This is a genomic window from Lelliottia nimipressuralis, assembly GCF_004402045.1.
GTDB classification, from domain to species: Bacteria; Pseudomonadota; Gammaproteobacteria; order Enterobacterales; family Enterobacteriaceae; genus Enterobacter; species Enterobacter chinensis.
Genome location: NZ_SOMG01000030.1, coordinates 997,994 through 1,018,148, shown reverse-complemented (window position 1 = coordinate 1,018,148; position 20,155 = coordinate 997,994). Strand labels below are relative to the sequence as shown.

Below are 20,155 nucleotides of genomic sequence, written 5' to 3'. Positions count from 1 at the left end.
GGGCAGCCATGACGCGACTGATCGTTATCGGCAATGGGATGGCAGCAGCGCGGCTGATTGCTTCGCTGACGGAGCGTGCTCCCGGTCGCTTCGCGATTACCGTGCTGGGCGATGAGCCTGAACACGCGTACAACCGCATCCTGCTCTCTCCGGTGCTGGGCGGGGAAAAACAGGCAGAGCAGATCCGCCTGCAGGATGACGCCTGGTATGAGGCCCGGGGGGTGACCGTGCGAAGGGGGGAAAAGGTGCTCGCGGTAGATGTGGCGAAGCGGCTGGTCCGTACAGCACAAACCACGCTGGCCTGGGATGAGCTGGTGTTTGCCACCGGTTCAACGCCCTTTGTGCCACCCATCCCCGGCGGCGACGCGTCTCATGTGTTTACCTTCCGACGGCTGGCGGATATCGATGCGATTCAGGCTATCCCGGGCCCGGCGGTGGTGCTGGGCGGCGGCGTGCTCGGCGTTGAGGCTGCGGCGGCGCTCGCAAATCGTTGTGACAATGTCACGCTGGTACATCGCGGGGCGTGGCTGATGGAACAACAGCTGGATCGGAAGGCTGGCCTCCTGCTCGAGGAGGCGCTGACGGAGCGCGGAGTACGCTGCGCGCTGTCGTCAGGGATTGCGTCCATCGCAGCGGACTCGGTGACGTTATCTGACGGTAAGCGGGTTAGCGCCACCCGGGTGGTGCTGACGACAGGGGTACAGCCCAACATCTCACTGGCAAAAGCCAGCGGCATCCACTGCGCCCGCGGCATTGTCGTTAACCCGCAGATGCAGACCTCCGCTGCGAACGTCAGCGCCATTGGCGAATGCTGCGAGATCGATGGCCAGACCTTTGGCCTGGTCGCCCCCTGTCTGGCGCAGGCGGATATCCTCGCCGCCCGGCTGGCCGGTGAAGCCGTAGCGTCTTTTGCCCCAACGGACAGCGGGATGCGGCTCAAGGTGACGGGAATCGAACTGTTCACCGCCGGTCGCGCCACGGAACAGCCGGACGACGTGGTCTGGAGCGCATGGGATCCGCTGACGCGCCACTACCGACGCTTATTGATTCATCGCGGGGCGCTGGCTGGCGTGCTGCTGATGGGCGACTGCCGGAGCGCGGCGACATTTACCGATTTACTGGCAACGGCTGCGCCCGCCCACGCGGACTGGCTGTTCGATCGTTTCACTACGCAACCGCAGGTTGCAGGACAGAACGCTATGACAAAACCTACTTTGGTGGTGGTTGGACACGGTATGGTCGGCCATCATTTTCTCGAAGATTGCGTTAGCCGCAATTTGCATCAGCAGTATCAGATTGTTGTCTTTGGTGAGGAGCGCTATGCCGCTTATGACCGCGTGCATCTGTCGGAATATTTTGGCGGCCGCAGCGCGGAGTCGCTCTCGCTGGTGGAAGGGGATTTCTTTGCTGACAACGGCATTGAGCTGCGCCTGTCGCAGCAGATCGTCGTTATCGATCGCGATGCACGCGTGGTGCGCACCGCCAGCGGACATGAAACCCACTGGGACAAACTGGTGCTGGCGACCGGCTCATACCCGTTTGTGCCGCCCGTACCGGGCAACGATTTACCGGGCTGCTTTGTCTACCGCACCCTTGACGATCTGGACGCGATTGCGGCCCATGCGGCAGGCTCCCGCCGCGGCGTGGTGATTGGCGGTGGGTTGCTCGGGCTGGAAGCGGCCAACGCCCTGAAACAGCTGGGCCTGGAAACCCACGTGGTGGAGTTTGCTCCCAATCTGATGGCGGTCCAGCTCGACGGCGACGGCGCGGCGATGCTGCGCAAGAAAATCGAGGCGCTGGGGGTCGGCGTGCACACCAGTAAAGCGACGACGGAGATCGCCATCGCGGACGGCGGGCTGGTGCTGCGCTTCGCCGACGGCGAACAGCTGGAAACGGACATGGTGGTCTTTTCTGCGGGTATTCGTCCCCAGGACTCGCTGGCGCGCAGCAGCGGGCTGGCTATCGGCGAGCGCGGCGGGGTCTGCATTGACGACGGCTGTCGTACCTCCGATCCGGACGTGCTTGCCATAGGCGAATGCGCGCTGTGGGAGGGGAAAATCTTCGGACTGGTCGCGCCCGGCTATCAGATGGCGCGGGTGGCCGCCGCCGCGCTGGCGGGTGAGGATAAAACCTTTACCGGCGCGGATATGAGCACCAAACTCAAGCTGCTGGGCGTGGACGTGGCCTCGTTCGGTGACGCTCACGGGCGCACGCCGGGCGCGCTGAGCTACCAGTGGACGCATGGCCCGCAGCAAATCTACAAGAAAATGGTGGTGAGCAACGACGGAAAAACGCTGTTGGGCGGCGTGCTGGTGGGCGATGCCAGCGAATACGCCACGCTGGTGCAGATGATGCTCAACGGGGTTGCCCTGCCAAAAGAGCCGGAGACGCTGATTTTACCCGCATCGTCAGGCAGCGCGCCAAAAGCGCTCGGCGTGGCGGCGCTGCCGGAAAGCGCGCAAATCTGCTCCTGCCATAACGTCAGCAAAGGCGATATCTGCCAGGCGGTGAGCGCCGGCGCGACCGACATCGGCGCCATCAAGCAGTGCACCAAAGCGGCAACCGGCTGCGGCGGGTGTAGCGCGCTGGTGAAGCAGGTGATGGAGTTCCAGCTTGCCGAGCAGGGCGTGGAGGTGAAAAAGGATATCTGTGAACACTTCCCGTACTCGCGTCAGGAGATTTACCACCTGGTGCGCGTTAACCATATTCGCACTTTCGAACAGCTGATTAGCCGCTACGGGCAGGGGCACGGATGTGAGATCTGCAAGCCGCTGGTGGGGTCGGTGCTGGCCTCGTGCTGGAATGAATACCTGCTGAAACCGTCACACCTGCCGCTGCAGGACACCAACGACCGCTATTTTGCCAACATCCAGAAGGACGGCACCTACTCCATCGTGCCGCGTATGCCCGCAGGGGAAGTGACCGCCGACGGGCTGATTGCCATCGGCCAGATTGCGAAACGCTACAGCCTTTACAGCAAAATCACCGGCGGCCAGCGTATCGACCTCTTCGGTGCCACCCTTGAGCAGCTGCCGGAGATTTGGCAGGCGCTGGTGGAGGCCGGGTTTGAAACCGGGCATGCTTACGGGAAATCCCTGCGCACGGTGAAATCCTGCGTCGGGTCGACGTGGTGTCGCTACGGCGTGCAGGACTCCACCGGCCTCGCGGTCAGGCTGGAGCACCGCTACAAGGGCCTGCGTGCGCCGCACAAAATCAAAATGGCCGTCTCAGGCTGTACCCGCGAATGCGCCGAGGCGCAGAGTAAAGACGTCGGGGTCATCGCCACGGACAAAGGCTGGAACCTCTATCTGTGCGGCAACGGCGGCATAAAGCCGCGCCATGCGGATCTCTTCGCCAGCGATCTCGATGATGAAACGCTGATCCGCACCGTTGACCGTTTCCTGATGTTTTACATCCGCACGGCGGATCGCCTGCAGCGCACCAGCACCTGGATGGATAACCTGGAAGGCGGTCTCGACTATCTGCGGGAGGTGATCCTCAACGACAGCCTGGGCATCGCCCATGAGCTGGAGCAGGAGATGGCTCGGGTGGTGGAAACCTACCAGTGCGAATGGCAGACCACGCTTAACGATCCGAACCGTCTGGCGCTATTCCGCACTGCCGTGAATGACGCCGCAGCGGATCACAATAAGCGCTGGCAGGAAATGTGCGGCATCGACGACATCCCCGAGCAGGCGGGCATTGGCGCGCGGCTTGGGCGTAAGCCGATTGCGCTGTTCCGCTTTGGTGAGTTCGTTTACGCCCTCGACGATCGGGAGCCCGGCAGCAGCGCGAACGTGCTTTCCCGCGGCATTCTTGGCGATGCGGCGGGGGAGCCGGTGGTGATCTCCCCGCTCTATAAACAGCGCATTCGCCTGCGCGACGGCTGTCAGGCGGATAACGGCGAACCTGCGGTGCGCGCCTGGCCGGTAAAAATTGAAGACGGCAAAGTGTGGGTCGGAAACGACGCCCTGGTGATGCGTGCGGAGGCCTCATGACTGAAACCCGGACAACGTGCCCCTACTGCGGGGTCGGCTGCGGCGTGGTCGCCCGCGTGGAAGATGAAATGGTTAGCGTTCGGGGGGATGAAACCCACCCGGCGAATGCTGGACGACTGTGCGTGAAAGGGGCTGCCCTGGGGGAAACGACGGGCCTGCAGGGGCGATTGCTGCACCCCGTTGTTGACGGTGTTGAGGTGGGCTGGGCGCAGGCGCTGGGGACGGCAGGTGAACGGTTGCGGGACATCATCGACGCTTATGGGCCGCAGGCGGTGGCATTTTACGCGTCCGGGCAGTTGCTGACCGAGGACTACTACGCCGCCAATAAGCTGATGAAAGGGTTTATCGGCGCGGCGAACATTGATACCAACTCCCGGCTTTGCATGTCGTCGGCGGTCGTCGGCTATAAACGCGCCTTCGGTGAAGACGTCGTGCCGTGCAGCTACGAGGATGTAGAAAACAGCGATCTGGTGGTGCTGGTTGGCTCAAATGCGGCCTGGACGCATCCGGTGCTGTATCAGCGGCTGGTGCAGGCGCGGAACGCCAATCCGGAGATGAAGGTGGTGGTCATCGACCCGCGCAGAACCGCCACCTGCGATATTGCCGACCTGCATCTGGCGCTTGCGCCGGGGAGTGATGCCGGATTATTTGTCGGCCTGCTGAACCTGATTCAGGGAGCGGATGAGTGGCCCGTTGAGCGCGTGGCGGCATTTTGCGGTCTTTTGCCGCAGGATATTGGCACCTTTTACGACTGGTTTATGACGGCGCCCCGGGCCGTCACGCTCTACACAATGGGGATCAACCAGTCCTCCAGCGGCAGCGACAAATGCAGCGCCATCATTAACGTTCACCTTGCCAGCGGGAAATTTAACCGTCCGGGCTGCGGCCCGTTTTCGCTGACCGGACAGCCTAACGCGATGGGCGGAAGGGAAGTGGGCGGGCTGGCAAATCAGCTGGCGGCGCACATGAACTTTGAGCCGGACGATCTTTCGCGGGTGGCGCGTTTCTGGGGAACGGAACGGCTTGCGCAAACCCCGGGGCTGATGGCGGTGGAGCTGTTTGACGCCATTGCCCGCGGCGAGGTGAAGGCGGTGTGGATCATGGGCACCAACCCTGCCGTCTCGCTGCCGGACAGTCACGCGGTGTGTCAGGCGCTGGCAGGCTGCCCGCTGGTGATTGTCTCTGAGGTGATGAACGACACCGACACCGGCCGGTTTGCCCATATTCGCTTTCCGGCGCTGGGCTGGGGGGAGAAGGACGGCACGGTCACTAACTCGGAACGGCGCATCTCGCGCCAGCGCGCGTTTCTGCCCGCGCCGGGAGAAGCGAAGCCGGACTGGTGGATCGTCGCGCAGGTGGCAAAGCAGCTGGGCTACAGCGACGCGTTTGCCTGGCAACATCCCCACGAGATTTTTTGCGAGCATGCGGCGCTGACGGCCTTTGAAAATGACGGCGCGCGGGCGCTAAACCTTCATGACCTGGCTGCGCTGACCCGTGAGGAGTGGCAGCAGCTTGAGCCTTATCAGTGGCCGACGGGGGATTTTCCGTGCCGAAACATCGTCATCGTTAACCCTCTGTCGCACGGTGCGACGGTCAGCGCATTATACCCGCTGATTCTCAACACCGGGCGCATTCGCGATCAGTGGCACACCATGACCCGAACGGGATACGTGGCCAGACTGATGCAGCATATAGCCGAGCCGTTTGTTGAGGTTTGCCCCGCAGACGCTGTTCGGTTTTCCCTGGGCGACGACCAGCTGGCGCGCATCAGCTCGCCGCGCGGCGTCATGGTGGCAAGAGTGCGCGTCAGCGACGGACAGCGTGAAGGAGAGGTTTTTGCCCCGATGCACTGGAACGCCGAGTTTGCCCGCCAGGGAAAGGTGAATGCGCTCGTGGAAGGGCGCTGCGATCCGGTGTCGGGCCAGCCGGAGAGTAAACAAACCGCCGTCAGAATCATGCCCTGGCAGCCCGCCTGGCAGGGAGAACTCTACTCCCGCGAACGGCTGGAAATGCCCGCTTCGGTTTACTGGTGGCGCAAAGCGTCACGCCTGACGGTGGCGGGCGATAAACCGCTGCTGTCGTGGATTATGGATTACGCCAGCGGCCGGGGCTGGCAGCTTCAGGTTGCTCAAACCGGTGAGCGTAGCAGCGTGCTGGCCTGGCATGAAGGCCAGCTGATGCTGGGTTTCTGGGAGGACACCGCGCTACCGGCGCTGGCGCATACGGTGATAGAAGCCGCTTTTCAATCGCCGCCCTCAACGCCTGCTGCGCGCCATGCGCTGCTGAACGGGCAGGGCATCGGCAAGGCGGCGGATCCGGGGCGCATTGTCTGTAGCTGTTTCAGCGTCGGGGAAAAGGCGATACGGGAGGCAATTGCCGGAGGTTGTGATTCCGTCTCCATGCTGGGCGCACAGTTACGCTGCGGAACCAACTGCGGTTCGTGCGTGCCGGAGCTCAAAACAATGTTTCAGGAAATTCCGGAAAATTCCCCGTAAAGCTGCAAATACGGAGAAATCGCGTTAAGGTACCTGGTGTTCTTACGTAAGCACCGGGTATTTCTTACGACATTGATGACTGTTTCCCCCCCTTTCCGAACGCTGGTTTTACTCTCCCTTCTTACGGCTGGAGCCGCTCACGGTGCGCCGAATTCCTTTATGCATCAGGCGCAGAACCCCTTCGATAATGATGGGGATAGTTTGCCCGATCTCGGCATAGCGGCACCAGCGGGCGAGGGGGAGAAGCACCTGGCCGAAATGGCCAAAGCGTTTGGCGAAGCCAGCATGACCGATAACGGCCTCACCACCGGCGAGCAGGCGCGGCAGTTCGCGTTTGGTCAGGTGCGCGACGCGGTGAGCGGCGAAGTGAACCAGCAGATTGAGTCCTGGCTTTCGCCTTGGGGGAACGCGAGCGTGAATTTACTGGTGGACAACGACGGCAAATTTAACGGCAGCAGCGGGAGCTGGTTTATCCCCTGGAATGATACTAACCGCTATCTGAGCTGGAGCCAGCTTGGCCTGACGCAGCAGACGGATGGCCTGGTCAGTAATGCCGGAGTTGGACAGCGCTGGGTCGCCGGGAAATGGCTGCTGGGCTACAACACCTTTTACGATAACCTGCTGGACGAAAACCTGCAGCGTGCCGGGCTGGGGGCGGAAGCGTGGGGGGAAAATCTGCGCCTGTCAGCGAACTATTATCAGCCCTTTGCCAGCTGGCGCGAGCGCTCCGACGTTCAGGAGCAGCGCATGGCGCGCGGATACGACGTGACGGCCAACGCCTGGCTGCCGTGGTTCCATCATCTGAATACCAGCGTGAGCTTCGAGCAATACTTTGGCGATAACGTCGACCTGTTCAACAGCGGAACCGGCTATCGCAATCCTGTGGCAGTGAATCTGGGGCTTAATTATACCCCCGTTCCGCTGGTCACGCTGACCGCCGCGCATAAGCAGGGCGAGAGTGGAGAGAGCCAGGATAACCTCGGGCTGAAGCTCAACTACCGCTTTGGCGTGCCGCTGGCCAAACAGCTTTCGGCTAGTGAAGTCGCCGCCACGCGTTCCCTGCGCGGAAGCCGCTATGACTCGCCGGAGCGCAATAGCCTGCCGGTGATGGAGTTCCGTCAGCGGAAAACGCTGTCCGTCTGGCTGGCCACGCCGCCGTGGGATCTGAAAGGGGGCGAGACTGTGATCCTGAAGCTGCAGGTTCGCAGCACGCATGGCATCCGTCAGATCCACTGGCAGGGTGATACTCAGGCGTTGAGTCTGACATCGCCGGCTAAAAGCAATAGCAGCGACGGCTGGAGCGTGATTATGCCTGCCTGGGATGGGAGTGAAGCGGCGACAAACCGCTGGCACCTGTCGGCAGTGGTGGAAGATGAGAAAGGCCAGCGCGTCTCGTCCAATGAGATCGTGCTGACAGTGGTGCAGCCGCTGGTCGCATTACCTGGCAACGACCCGCGCTGGAAGCTGCTGCCGGAGGAGTGATCCTTAGAAAATGCGTTCCTGATGCACCCACACGGCGGCTTCAACGCGGGATTTTAATTTCATTTTCTTCAGCATATGTTTCACGTGCACTTTGACCGTGCTTTCGGTGATATCCAGGCGGCGGGCGATCATTTTGTTCGGCAGCCCCTGGGCAATGAGTTTGAGAATATCGCGCTCGCGCGGCGTTAGCTGGCTGACATCACGGTCGGAGGTGGCGCGGTTTGCCCGCAGGCTGGCGGCCAGGACCGGCGTTAAGGCCTCGCTGAGCACCATCTCGCCCGCCGCAGCCTGCTGTAGCGCCTTAAGCAAGTCTTCCGGCTCCATATCCTTCAGCAGATACCCATCCGCCCCGCGCTTCAGCGCCGTGACCACATCCTCTTCATGGTTCGACACGCTAAAGACGACGATGCGTCCGGAAAGCGATTTTTCCCGCAGCTTGTCGAGGGTTTCCAGGCCGTTCATGCCCGGCATATTCAGATCGAGCAGGATCAGATCGGGATCGAGGGATTCGGCAAGCTCAATGCCCTGTTCGCCGTTGCTGGCTTCGCCAACCACGGTGATATCGGGTGCCATGCTGACCAGCTGTTTCACGCCAGTACGCAGCATCGGATGGTCGTCGATCAACAGGATGGATGCCGGTTCCTGATTAGTCATGGGTTTCTCCTTGAGCAGTTGTGAGCGGTTTTTCGGGAATAAAGGTGACGACAACTTCCGTGCCACCCGTCTCTCTCCGGCGAACCTGGCAATCACCGCGCAGGCTTTGGGCGCGGTCTCGCATAATAATTAAACCGTAGTGGTTCGTTCGTTCGGCATTTTCCGGCACGCCGCGGCCGTTGTCGTGAACCGTCAGCTTCACCTGATTGTTGTGCTGGCTGACGGTGACCGTTACCGCCGTTGCGCCGGCATGCTTGAGCACGTTGCTCAGCGCTTCACGGGCGATCTGCAGTAAATGGATGGCCTGGTGGGAGGGGACAAACCGCGGCGGCAGCTGGTAGTCCAGCTTCACCGGGAACCCCAGCCGGGCGCTAAATTCGTGGCAGCTGGACTCCAGCGCCGGACGCAGGCCCGGCTCGGTCAGCTGCAGACGGAAGGTGGTCAGCAGCTCGCGAAGCTGTATCCAGGAGGTATTCAGCTCGTTGCGGATCTGGCTGAGCAGCTGCTTGTTACTTTCGGGCATCTCTGCATCCTGCATCTGCAGGCAGCTCACCTGCATTTTCATACAGGAGAGCGACTGGGCGATAGAGTCGTGAAGCTCGCGGGCGATGGTCGCGCGCTCTTCCATGACGATCAGCTGCTGCTGCTTTTCCTGATGTCTGTCGAGCGCCAGCGTGGCCGTTAGCTGTTCGACCAGCGTATCAACCAGCTGCTGCTGGTCGTGGCTCAGATGACGCCCGGCCGGGAGGGTTGCAAGCAGAATACCGTACTGGGTGTGGCTGTCCGTCAGCCGCCACTTCAGGGTGGTGCCGCTGGAGGTGAGCGGCGGCAGGCCGCGAGGGCAAAGATGGCAGCCTTTGTCATCGCAGGACATATCGGACTGACAGGTAAATTCCTGATGGTTATCTTCGTCTTCCACATCGTAGACCCGCAGTTCAAGGTCATGAAGCAGGGTCAGATTTTGCAGGCCGTTCAGCACCGGCGAGAGGCGTTCGCATAGCGGCACCTGCATGTGCAGCCGACGGTTGGCCTGCCACAGGAAGGAGAGGATTTCGTTTTTCTGCTCAAGCCCCGCCGTCTTTTCCTGAACGCGCTGTTCCAGCACCGCGTAGCTCTCGGAGAGTTCAGCCGACATGGTATTCAGCGCCTGCCCGAGCATCGCCATCTCGTTGCGCCCGCTGATGTGCGTGCGCTGGGTAAAATCGCGCGCGGTGACCGCGCGGGCCATTGCCAGCAGCTGTTTCCAGGGATTCAAGAGCCGCGCGCGGAGCCAGACGATGGTGAAGATCAGCAGCAGCCCCATAAACAGCGCCATGGCGCGGTGCACCATCACCACCCGGTCGATGCGTAATTCGGTGGTTTGGTCGAAAGCGGAGACCAGCGCATCAATGCGTGAGACGAACCCCGCAACGTCCTGGGCAACAGCCTCTGCACTACGCGCCTGTTTCAGGCCTGGCTGCAGCTGGGTGTGCCAGTACCCCTGAAGGGCTTTAAGCTGGGATTGTTGGCCGGCGCGAATGGCGGCATTTTCCAGCTCGGGGCTGAACGCCGTGCGCTCCATTTCATCGATCAGGGGCCTGTCATCCTGCGTCAGGGGAACCGACGCCAGCAGGCGATAACTCTGCATGCGTAGCGAGCCTGCCTCATTAATAGCATGCGCATTACCCTGTACTCCCTGTACCAGCCAGCCGGAAATCGCCATGCCGGCCACGCCGATGGCGGTGGACAGCAAAACAATCAGGGCGACCTGATTCACGAGCGTCAGCGGTGATAAACATCTTTTTAACATAGAGTTGGCGTGCTCCTGACGTGGCCTGCTTGCAGGAATGGCGCTATTCTGGTGCATACCCTGGAGTATACCCATACCAATAAAGGATTACCCCTAAATTGCCAACGGAGTAGGGGGAAGGTGGTGGGGGTAGCAATGAACCGTCAGTGCCGTGAAAAACCACGTCTTTTTTACCGAATTAGCCTACTCACTAAGGGTAAGGCCTTTTTTTGTGCCGCAAATCCTCCCACTTTTCCTTTGATTTATATCAACTTACCGCCGCCCTAAAACCCTAATGTTTGCAGCATCATTCGAGAATCAGAGGTGTCTATGAGTCACTCATCCGCTCCCGAAAGGGAAAATGGTGCCGTTATTACAGACTGGCGTCCAGAGGATCCGGCGTTCTGGCAACAGCGCGGCCATCGTGTAGCAAGCCGGAATCTGTGGATTTCCGTGCCATGTTTGTTATTAGCGTTTTGCGTATGGATGTTGTTTAGTGCGGTGGCGGTCAACCTGCCAAAAGTTGGGTTTACGTTTACGACCGATCAGCTGTTTATGCTGACCGCGCTGCCGTCGCTGTCAGGCGCGCTGCTGCGTGTACCCTACGCGTTTATGGTGCCGGTCTTTGGCGGTCGTCGCTGGACGGCGTTCAGTACGGGCATCATGATCGTCCCTTGCGTGTGGCTCGGCTTCGCGGTGCAGGATACCTCCACGCCGTTCAGCGTGTTCGTGATTATCTCCCTGCTGTGCGGCTTTGCGGGCGCGAACTTCGCCTCCAGCATGGCGAACATCAGCTTCTTCTTCCCGAAAGCGAAGCAGGGCGGCGCGCTGGGCATTAACGGCGGTCTGGGGAATATGGGCGTCAGCGTGATGCAGCTGATTGCTCCGCTGGCGATCTCGGTCTCCATTTTTGCGGCCTTTGGCGGCGGTGGCGTTGAGCAGGCGGATGGCTCTTCCCTGTACCTGCAAAATGCAGCCTGGATTTGGGTACCGTTCCTGGTGGTCTTTACCCTCGCAGCCTGGTTCTTTATGAATGACCTGTCCGCGTCGAAGGCGTCGCTGAGCGAACAGCTGCCTGTGTTGAAACGCGGTCATCTGTGGGTGATGGCGCTGCTGTATCTGGCAACCTTCGGTTCGTTCATCGGTTTCTCTGCGGGCTTCGCGATGCTGTCGAAAACCCAGTTCCCGGAAATTCAGATCCTGCACTTTGCCTTCTTCGGACCGTTCATTGGTGCGCTGGCGCGTTCGCTGGGCGGCATGGTGTCTGACCGCCTGGGCGGTACCCGCGTGACCCTGGTTAACTTCGTCATGATGGCGGTCTTCTGTGCACTGCTGTTCCTGACGCTGCCCGTCGACGGACAGGGCGGTAACTTCATCGCCTTCTTCGGCGTGTTTATGGTGCTGTTCCTGACGGCTGGGCTGGGGAGTGCGTCTACCTTCCAGATGATCTCCGTTATTTTCCGTAAGCTGACCATGGACCGCGTAAAAGCGCAGGGTGGAAGCGAAGAGCAGGCGATGCGCGAAGCGGCGACGGATACGGCTGCGGCACTGGGCTTTATCTCTGCCATCGGCGCGATTGGCGGCTTCTTTATCCCGAAAGCGTTCGGTATCTCTCTGGACCTGACCGGCTCTCCGGCGGGTGCAATGAAAGTCTTCCTCGTCTTCTATATCGCCTGCGTCGCGATCACGTGGCTGGTATATGGCCGTAATACCAAGAAAAATAAGTAAGTGTGATTATCCGTTTACGCGGCCTTCGGGCCGCGTTTTTTTGGGTTGGAAATAGTTACAACATACTGATGGATTAGCAGCAAAAGCCCGCAGGTAACATTGTGATCGCCATCGCTTTGCAGGGCGCTCTACCCCTTAATACCTGAGATGTTAAATTTTACCCTGCCTTTTGTACGATAAAATAAAAATAACGATATATTTCATGTTGATACGCAATTCATAAAGATACCGCTTTGGTGGTATTTGGTATAACCCCTCGCCAGAAAGTCCCTCGTCGTCTTGATCGTTATCAATTCTCCCCCTCTTTCAGGGCGTTACCTTCGCTGCAAATCAGCAATGTCGATTTAGAGAGCCACAGGCTCCACACAGGAGATACCCGATGAGCAAATTTTTGGACCGGTTTCGCTACTTCAAACAGAAGGGTGAAACGTTTGCCGATGGGCACGGCCAGGTTCTGGATACCAACCGGGACTGGGAAGACGGTTACCGCCAGCGCTGGCAGCATGACAAAGTCGTCCGTTCAACCCACGGCGTGAACTGCACTGGCTCATGTAGCTGGAAGATATTCGTTAAAAACGGTCTGGTGACCTGGGAAATGCAGCAGACCGACTATCCGCGCACCCGCCCTGATATGCCAAACCACGAACCGCGTGGCTGCCCGCGTGGCGCCAGCTACTCCTGGTATCTCTACAGCGCAAACCGCCTCAAATACCCTCTGATGCGCAAGCGCCTGATGAAAATGTGGCGTGAAGCGAAGGTGCAGCACAGCGATCCGGTTGATGCCTGGGCGTCTATTATCGAAGACGCGGACAAAGCGAAAAGCTTTAAGCAGGCCCGCGGCCGCGGTGGTTTTGTACGTTCTTCCTGGAAAGAGGTGAACGAGCTGATTGCCGCTTCCAACGTCTACACCGTCAAAACCTATGGTCCGGACCGCGTGGCGGGCTTCTCGCCCATCCCGGCGATGTCGATGGTCTCTTACGCCTCCGGCGCACGCTACCTGTCGCTTATCGGCGGTACCTGCCTGAGCTTCTACGACTGGTACTGCGACCTGCCGCCTGCGTCTCCGCAGACCTGGGGCGAGCAGACCGACGTGCCGGAATCCGCTGACTGGTACAACTCCAGCTACATTATCGCCTGGGGCTCTAACGTGCCTCAGACCCGTACGCCGGACGCGCACTTCTTTACCGAAGTGCGTTACAAAGGCACCAAAACCGTGGCGGTAACCCCGGACTACGCCGAAATCGCCAAGCTGTGCGATCTGTGGCTGGCTCCGAAACAGGGTACCGATGCCGCGATGGCGATGGCGATGGGCCACGTCATGCTGCGTGAGTTCCACCTTGATAAGCCAAGCCAGTACTTCACCGACTACGTCCGCCGCTACACCGACATGCCGATGCTGGTCATGCTGGAAGAGCGTGAGGGTTACTATGCTGCTGGCCGCACGCTGCGCGCTGCCGATCTGGTGGACGCCCTGGGTCAGGAAAATAATCCTGAGTGGAAAACCGTCGCGTATAACAGCAACGGCGAGCTGGTGGCGCCAAACGGCTCTATTGGCTTCCGCTGGGGCGAGAAGGGCAAGTGGAACCTTGAGCAACGCAATGGCACAACCGGTGAAGAGACTGAACTGCGCCTGAGCATGCTAGGTAGCCAGGACGAGATCGCCGAGGTTGGCTTCCCGTATTTTGGCGGTGAAGGTTCCGAGCATTTCAACAAGGTCGAGCTGCAGAACATCCTGATGCATAAGCTGCCGGTAAAACGCCTGCAGCTGGCCGACGGGTCTACCGTGCTGGTCACTACCGTTTATGACCTGACCATGGCGAACTATGGTCTGGAACGCGGTCTGGGCGATGAAAACTGCGCAACCAGCTATGACGACGTGAAGGCCTATACCCCGGCATGGGCGGAACAGATCACCGGCGTTCCTCGCGGGCATATTACCCGTATCGCACGTGAATTCGCTGAAAACGCCGACAAGACCCACGGCCGTTCAATGATCATCGTCGGTGCGGGTCTGAACCACTGGTATCACCTCGACATGAACTACCGTGGCCTGATCAACATGCTGATCTTCTGCGGCTGCGTCGGTCAGAGTGGCGGCGGCTGGGCGCACTACGTGGGTCAGGAAAAACTGCGTCCGCAGACCGGCTGGCAGCCGCTGGCGTTTGCCCTCGACTGGCAGCGTCCGGCACGCCACATGAACAGCACCTCTTATTTCTATAATCACTCCAGCCAGTGGCGCTATGAAACGGTCACCGCGCAGGAATTGCTGTCGCCGATGGCGGATAAATCCCGCTACAGCGGCCACCTGATTGACTTCAACGTGCGCGCAGAGCGCATGGGCTGGCTGCCGTCTGCGCCTCAGCTGGGTACCAACCCGCTGCGCATTGCAGAAGAGGCGAAGAAAGCGGGGATGTCGCCGGTGGATTACACCGTTAAATCCCTCAAGGACGGCTCAATCCGTTTCGCGGCAGAACAGCCGGAAAACGGTAAAAACCATCCGCGTAACCTGTTCATCTGGCGCTCCAACCTGCTGGGCTCGTCCGGTAAAGGCCACGAGTACATGCTGAAATACCTGCTCGGTACCGAAAACGGTATCCAGGGTAAAGATCTCGGCAAGCAGGGCGGCGTGAAGCCGGAAGAGGTGGAGTGGAAAGACAACGGTCTCGACGGCAAGCTGGATCTGGTAGTGACGCTCGACTTCCGTCTGTCCAGCACCTGCCTGTACTCCGACATTGTGCTGCCAACCGCGACCTGGTACGAAAAAGACGACATGAATACCTCGGATATGCATCCGTTTATTCATCCGCTGTCTGCGGCCGTTGATCCGGCGTGGGAATCGAAAAGCGACTGGGATATCTACAAGGACATCGCGAAGAAATTCTCTGAAGTTTGCGTGGGACACCTCGGCAAAGAGACCGACGTGGTGACGCTGCCAATCCAGCACGACTCCGCCGCCGAACTGGCGCAGCCGCTGGACGTGAAGGACTGGAAAAAAGGCGAATGCGACCTGATCCCGGGCGTGACCGCACCGCACATTATTCCGGTTGAACGTGATTACCCGGCAACGTACGAGCGCTTTACCTCTATCGGCCCATTGATGGAGAAAATCGGTAACGGCGGGAAAGGGATTGCCTGGAACACCCAGAGCGAAATGGATCTGCTGCGCAAGCTCAACTACACCAAAGCGGACGGCCCGGCGAAAGGCCAGCCAATGCTGAACACGGCGATTGATGCGGCAGAGATGATCCTGACCCTGGCACCGGAAACCAACGGCCACGTTGCGGTGAAAGCCTGGGCGGCGCTGAGCGAGTTCACCGGTCGCGACCATACGCACCTGGCGACGAATAAAGAGGAAGAGAAAATCCGCTTCCGCGATATTCAGGCACAGCCGCGCAAGATTATCTCCAGCCCGACCTGGTCTGGCCTTGAAGATGAACATGTGTCTTACAACGCCGGCTACACCAACGTTCACGAGCTGATCCCATGGCGTACCCTGTCCGGCCGTCAGTCGCTGTATCAGGATCACCAGTGGATGCGCGACTTCGGTGAAAGCCTGCTGGTTTACCGTCCGCCAATTGACACCCGCTCTGTGAAAGCCGTGATGGGTGCGAAATCGAACGGTAACCCTGAGAAGGCGCTGAACTTCCTGACGCCGCACCAGAAGTGGGGTATCCACTCCACCTACAGCGACAACCTGCTGATGCTGACCCTGTCGCGCGGCGGTCCGATTGTCTGGATGAGCGAGGCGGACGCCAAAGATCTGGGTATTGAAGATAACGACTGGATTGAAGTGTTCAACAGCAACGGTGCCCTGACGGCGCGTGCGGTAGTGAGCCAGCGCGTACCGGCCGGTATGACCATGATGTACCACGCGCAGGAACGTATCGTTAATCTGCCGGGTTCAGAAATCACCGAGCAGCGCGGCGGGATCCACAACTCCGTGACCCGTATTACGCCGAAGCCGACCCATATGATCGGCGGCTATGCGCAGCTGGCCTACGGCTTTAACTACTACGGCACCGTAGGATCGAACCGCGATGAGTTCGTGGTGGTACGTAAGATGAAGAATATTAACTGGTTAGACGGCGAAGGTAATGACCAGGTACAGGAGAGCGTAAAATGAAAATTCGTTCACAAGTCGGCATGGTGCTGAATCTGGATAAATGCATCGGCTGTCATACCTGCTCGGTCACCTGTAAAAACGTCTGGACCAGCCGTGAAGGTATGGAATACGCCTGGTTCAACAACGTGGAAAGTAAGCCGGGCACCGGCTTCCCGACCGACTGGGAAAACCAGGAGAAGTGGAAGGGCGGCTGGATCCGCAAAATCAACGGCAAGCTGCAGCCGCGCATGGGTAACCGTGCGATGCTGCTCGGTAAAATTTTCGCTAACCCGCACCTGCCGGGTATCGACGATTACTACGAGCCGTTTGACTACGACTACCAGAACCTGCACAACGCGCCGGAAAGTAAACACCAGCCGATCGCCCGTCCTCGCTCGCTGATCACCGGGAAGCGCATGGACAAGATCACCAGCGGTCCAAACTGGGAAGAGATTCTGGGCGGCGAGTTCGAAAAACGCGCTAAAGACCAGAATTTCGAGAATATGCAAAAGGCGATGTACGGCCAGTTCGAAAACACCTTCATGATGTATCTGCCGCGCCTGTGCGAGCACTGCCTCAACCCGGCGTGCGTGGCGACCTGCCCGAGCGGCGCCATCTACAAGCGTGAAGAAGACGGTATCGTCCTGATCGACCAGGACAAGTGCCGCGGCTGGCGTATGTGCATCACCGGTTGCCCGTACAAAAAAATCTACTTCAACTGGAAGAGCGGCAAGTCTGAGAAGTGCATCTTCTGCTACCCGCGTATTGAAGCCGGTATGCCGACCGTCTGCTCCGAGAGCTGCGTAGGCCGTATCCGCTACCTCGGCGTGCTGCTGTACGACGCGGACGTGATTGAAAATGCCGCGAGCACCGAGCACGAGAAAGATCTGTATCAGCGTCAGCTGGACGTGTTCCTCGATCCGAACGATCCGAAAGTGATAGAGCAGGCGCTGAAGGACGGCATTCCGCAGAGCGTGATCGACGCCGCGCAGCAGTCTCCGGTGTACAAAATGGCGATGGACTGGAAGCTGGCCCTGCCGCTGCATCCGGAATACCGCACGCTGCCGATGGTCTGGTACGTGCCGCCTCTGTCGCCGATTCAGTCAGCCGCGGATGCGGGCGAGCTGGGCAGCAACGGCATTCTGCCGGACGTGGAAAGCCTGCGTATCCCGGTTCAGTACCTGGCGAACCTGCTGACCGCAGGCGATACCCAGCCGGTACTGCTGGCGCTGAAACGTATGCTGGCGATGCGCCACTTCAAACGTGCCGAAACCGTGGACGGCGTGACCGATACCCGCGCGCTGGAAGAGGTTGGTCTGACCGAAGCGCAGGCGCAGGAGATGTACCGCTACCTGGCGATTGCCAACTACGAAGACCGCTTCGTGGTGCCGAGCAGCCATCGTGAGCTGGCCCGCGAAGCCTTCCCGGAGAAAAACGGCTGTGGCTTTACCTTTGGCGACGGCTGCCACGGGTCAGACAGCAAATTCAACCTGTTCAACAGCCGCCGCATCGACGCCATGGATGTGACCAGTAAAACGGAGCCGCACTCATGATTGAACTCGTCATTGTTTCGCGTCTGCTCGAGTACCCGGATGCTGCGCTTGCGCAGCATCAGCAGGAGCTCTTTGATGCACTTGCGGCATCTGAAAACCTGGATAAAGAGGATGCCCAGCGGCTTGGCGTTTTCCTCCGCGACCTGTTTGCGCGCGACCTTCTTGATGCGCAGGCAGACTACAGCCAGCTGTTTGACCGTGGTCGTGCAACCTCGTTGCTGCTGTTTGAACACGTTCACGGTGAGTCCCGCGACCGCGGTCAGGCGATGGTTGACCTGATGGCGCAGTACGAGCAGCACGGACTGCAGCTCGACAGCCGCGAGCTGCCGGACCACCTGCCGCTCTATCTGGAATATCTGGCGCAGCTGCCGAAAGAGGAGGCGCTGGGTGGTTTGCAGGACATCGCGCCGATCCTTGCGCTGCTCGGCGCGCGGCTTCAGCAGCGCGAGAGCCGCTACGCGGTGCTGTTCGATCTGCTGGTGAAGCTGGCCAACGCGTCGGTAGACAGTGAAAAAGTGGCGGAGAAAATCGCCGATGAAGCCCGCGACGATACCCCGCAAGCGCTGGATGCCGTCTGGGAAGAAGAACAGGTGAAATTCTTTGCTGACCAGAACTGCGGCGAGTCTGAAATCTCTGCTCACCAGCGTCGTTTTGCCGGAGCCGTTGCCCCGCAATATTTGAATATCTCTAACGGAGGACAGCAATAATGCACTTCCTGAATATGTTCTTCTTTGACATCTACCCGTATATCGCGGGCACCGTGTTCCTGGTGGGAAGCTGGCTGCGTTATGACTACGGCCAGTATACCTGGCGCGCTGCCTCCAGCCAGATGCTGGATCGTAAAGGGATGCATGTGGGCTCTAACCTGTTCCACATCGGTATTCTGGGGATTTTTGCCGGTCACTTCCTCGGGATGCTGACGCCGCACTGGATGTACGAAGCGTGGCTGCCGATCGAGGTGAAGCAGAAGATGGCGATGATCGCCGGCGGTGCCTGCGGCGTGATGACTCTGGTTGGTGGCCTGCTGCTGCTTAAGCGTCGTCTATTCAGCCCGCGTGTGCGTGCAACCACGACCGGGGCGGATATCCTGATCCTCTCTCTGCTGATGGTGCAGTGCGCGTTGGGTCTGCTGACCATTCCGTTTTCTGCGCAGCATATGGACGGCAGCGAAATGATGAAGCTGGTCGGCTGGGCGCAGTCCGTTGTCACCTTCCACGGCGGAGCGTCTGCACACCTGGACGGCGTAGCGTTTATCTTCCGCGTCCATCTGGTGCTGGGTATGACGCTGTTTGTGCTGTTCCCGTTCTCTCGTCTGGTGCATATCTGGAGCGCGCCGGTGGAGTACCTGACGCGCAAATACCAGATTGTACGCGCCCGTCGCTAATTTGCCGTTTTGATACCAACCCCGCACTCGCGGGGTTTTTTTTCGCCCCAGCCCAGGTTATTGCCAGCCGCAGCAAACAATATCAGTGCGCCGCCCGCCAGCTGCGTCAGGTTCAGCGAGTGTCCGAATACCAGATTATCGACAATAATCGCTACCACCGGATAGATAAACGACAGCGAGCCGGTAATGGGCGTAGGCAGCTTCTGAATCGCGCTATAGAGCAGCTGGTACATGATGCCGGTATGGACGATGCCCAGCGTCAGCAGGATCGGCCAGGGGAAATCAGCGGAAAATGACGGCATGCGGGCAAACGGCAGAAGCATCACTACGCCGGTCAGCACCTGAATAAAGGCAATATGCTGTGGCGCTATGGACCTGAGTTTGCGGGCAATAATGGCCGTGACCGCGTAGAAGAACGCCGCGGCCATCGCCAGGCCGATTCCGGCAAGCCATTCGCTGCCATGCGCACCGGTCAGCTCGCTGGAGAGCAATATCACCACGCCGCCGAAGGCGAGGAACAGCCAGCCCCATTTCACCAGGCTGACGCGTTCGCCTAAAAACATCCCCATCAAGACCAGCATAAACGGCTGGGTGTTATAGACCACGGTAGAAAGACCAATAGAGATCCGTTCATAGGCGGCGAAGAGCAGCAGCCAGTTCACCACGAGCGCCACGCCGCCGAGAATAGCCAACAGCAGTGTGGTGCGGGTGAGGGGACTAAAAGGCTTTTGACTGACCCGGATAAAAATAAAAAGCGCCATAGCCCCGATAAGGCAGCGCCAGAACACCACTTCCGTCACAGGCAGACCGGAAAGTAATACAAATGCGCCGATAGAGCCGGAAATTAACATCGCCAGGCTCATCTGCCAGACGCCTTTATGGAAATCACGCATCATCCACCTCCTGATTAATGACGCTATTGTCGAAAATTGCTGACGGGTTTTACAGGGGTGATATAAGGTTGAATACGTTAATGGCTTTTTAAAATTAG

The 20,155-nt window shown here is 59.4% G+C and carries 11 protein-coding genes; 8 read left to right on the top strand and 3 right to left on the bottom strand.

All coding sequences use genetic code 11. The annotated features are described in order from the left end of the window. The first annotated feature begins 8 nt into the window (after nt 1–8). From nirB to E3U32_RS22445, 3 genes are all read left to right on the top strand, one after another. On the top strand, nt 9–3,998 hold the full coding sequence (gene nirB, locus E3U32_RS22455; RefSeq protein ID WP_134350576.1) for a nitrite reductase large subunit NirB: 3,990 nt from the start codon (nt 9–11) through the stop codon (nt 3,996–3,998). Beyond that, entirely contained in the window at nt 3,995–6,493 is a 2,499-nt protein-coding gene (locus E3U32_RS22450) for a nitrate reductase (protein WP_134350575.1), read from the top strand. Before nirB ends, E3U32_RS22450 begins: the two co-directional genes overlap by 4 nt. 75 nt (nt 6,494–6,568) lie before the next feature. Further along, a complete protein-coding gene (locus E3U32_RS22445) occupies nt 6,569–7,975 on the top strand; it encodes a YchO/YchP family invasin (protein ID WP_134350574.1) in 1,407 nt (468 codons plus the stop codon). 3 nt (nt 7,976–7,978) lie between these two features. On the opposite strand, the gene narL is transcribed toward E3U32_RS22445, so the two are convergent. Together narL and narX are read right to left on the bottom strand one after the other, a co-directional pair. Next, nucleotides 7,979–8,629: a two-component system response regulator NarL gene (gene narL, locus E3U32_RS22440; protein WP_008499531.1), complete on the bottom strand. Its 651-nt coding sequence runs from the start codon at nt 8,627–8,629 to the stop codon at nt 7,979–7,981. After that, nucleotides 8,622–10,418, bottom strand: a complete 1,797-nt coding sequence (narX, locus tag E3U32_RS22435) for a nitrate/nitrite two-component system sensor histidine kinase NarX (protein WP_134350573.1) — start codon at nt 10,416–10,418, stop codon at nt 8,622–8,624. The genes narL and narX overlap by 8 nt, the downstream gene beginning before the upstream one ends. 309 nt (nt 10,419–10,727) lie before the next feature. Between narX and E3U32_RS22430 the strand changes: the two genes are divergently transcribed. From E3U32_RS22430 to narI, 5 genes are all read left to right on the top strand, one after another. Next, on the top strand, nt 10,728–12,125 hold the full coding sequence (locus E3U32_RS22430) for a NarK family nitrate/nitrite MFS transporter (RefSeq protein ID WP_134350572.1): 1,398 nt from the start codon (nt 10,728–10,730) through the stop codon (nt 12,123–12,125). 379 nt (nt 12,126–12,504) lie between these two features. Continuing rightward, a complete protein-coding gene (locus E3U32_RS22425; RefSeq protein ID WP_134350571.1) occupies nt 12,505–16,248 on the top strand; it encodes a nitrate reductase subunit alpha in 3,744 nt (1,247 codons plus the stop codon). After that, nucleotides 16,245–17,780, top strand: a complete 1,536-nt coding sequence (gene narH, locus E3U32_RS22420) for a nitrate reductase subunit beta (protein ID WP_134350570.1) — start codon at nt 16,245–16,247, stop codon at nt 17,778–17,780. The genes E3U32_RS22425 and narH overlap by 4 nt, the downstream gene beginning before the upstream one ends. Next, entirely contained in the window at nt 17,777–18,487 is a 711-nt protein-coding gene (gene narJ, locus E3U32_RS22415; protein ID WP_134350569.1) for a nitrate reductase molybdenum cofactor assembly chaperone, read from the top strand. Before narH ends, narJ begins: the two co-directional genes overlap by 4 nt. Continuing rightward, nucleotides 18,487–19,164, top strand: a complete 678-nt coding sequence (narI, locus tag E3U32_RS22410; RefSeq protein WP_134350568.1) for a respiratory nitrate reductase subunit gamma — start codon at nt 18,487–18,489, stop codon at nt 19,162–19,164. Before narJ ends, narI begins: the two co-directional genes overlap by 1 nt. Here narI and E3U32_RS22405 read toward each other — a convergent pair. Continuing rightward, a complete protein-coding gene (locus E3U32_RS22405) occupies nt 19,161–20,057 on the bottom strand; it encodes a DMT family transporter (protein ID WP_134350786.1) in 897 nt (298 codons plus the stop codon). The genes narI and E3U32_RS22405 overlap by 4 nt on opposite strands. Nucleotides 20,058–20,155 lie beyond the last annotated feature (98 nt).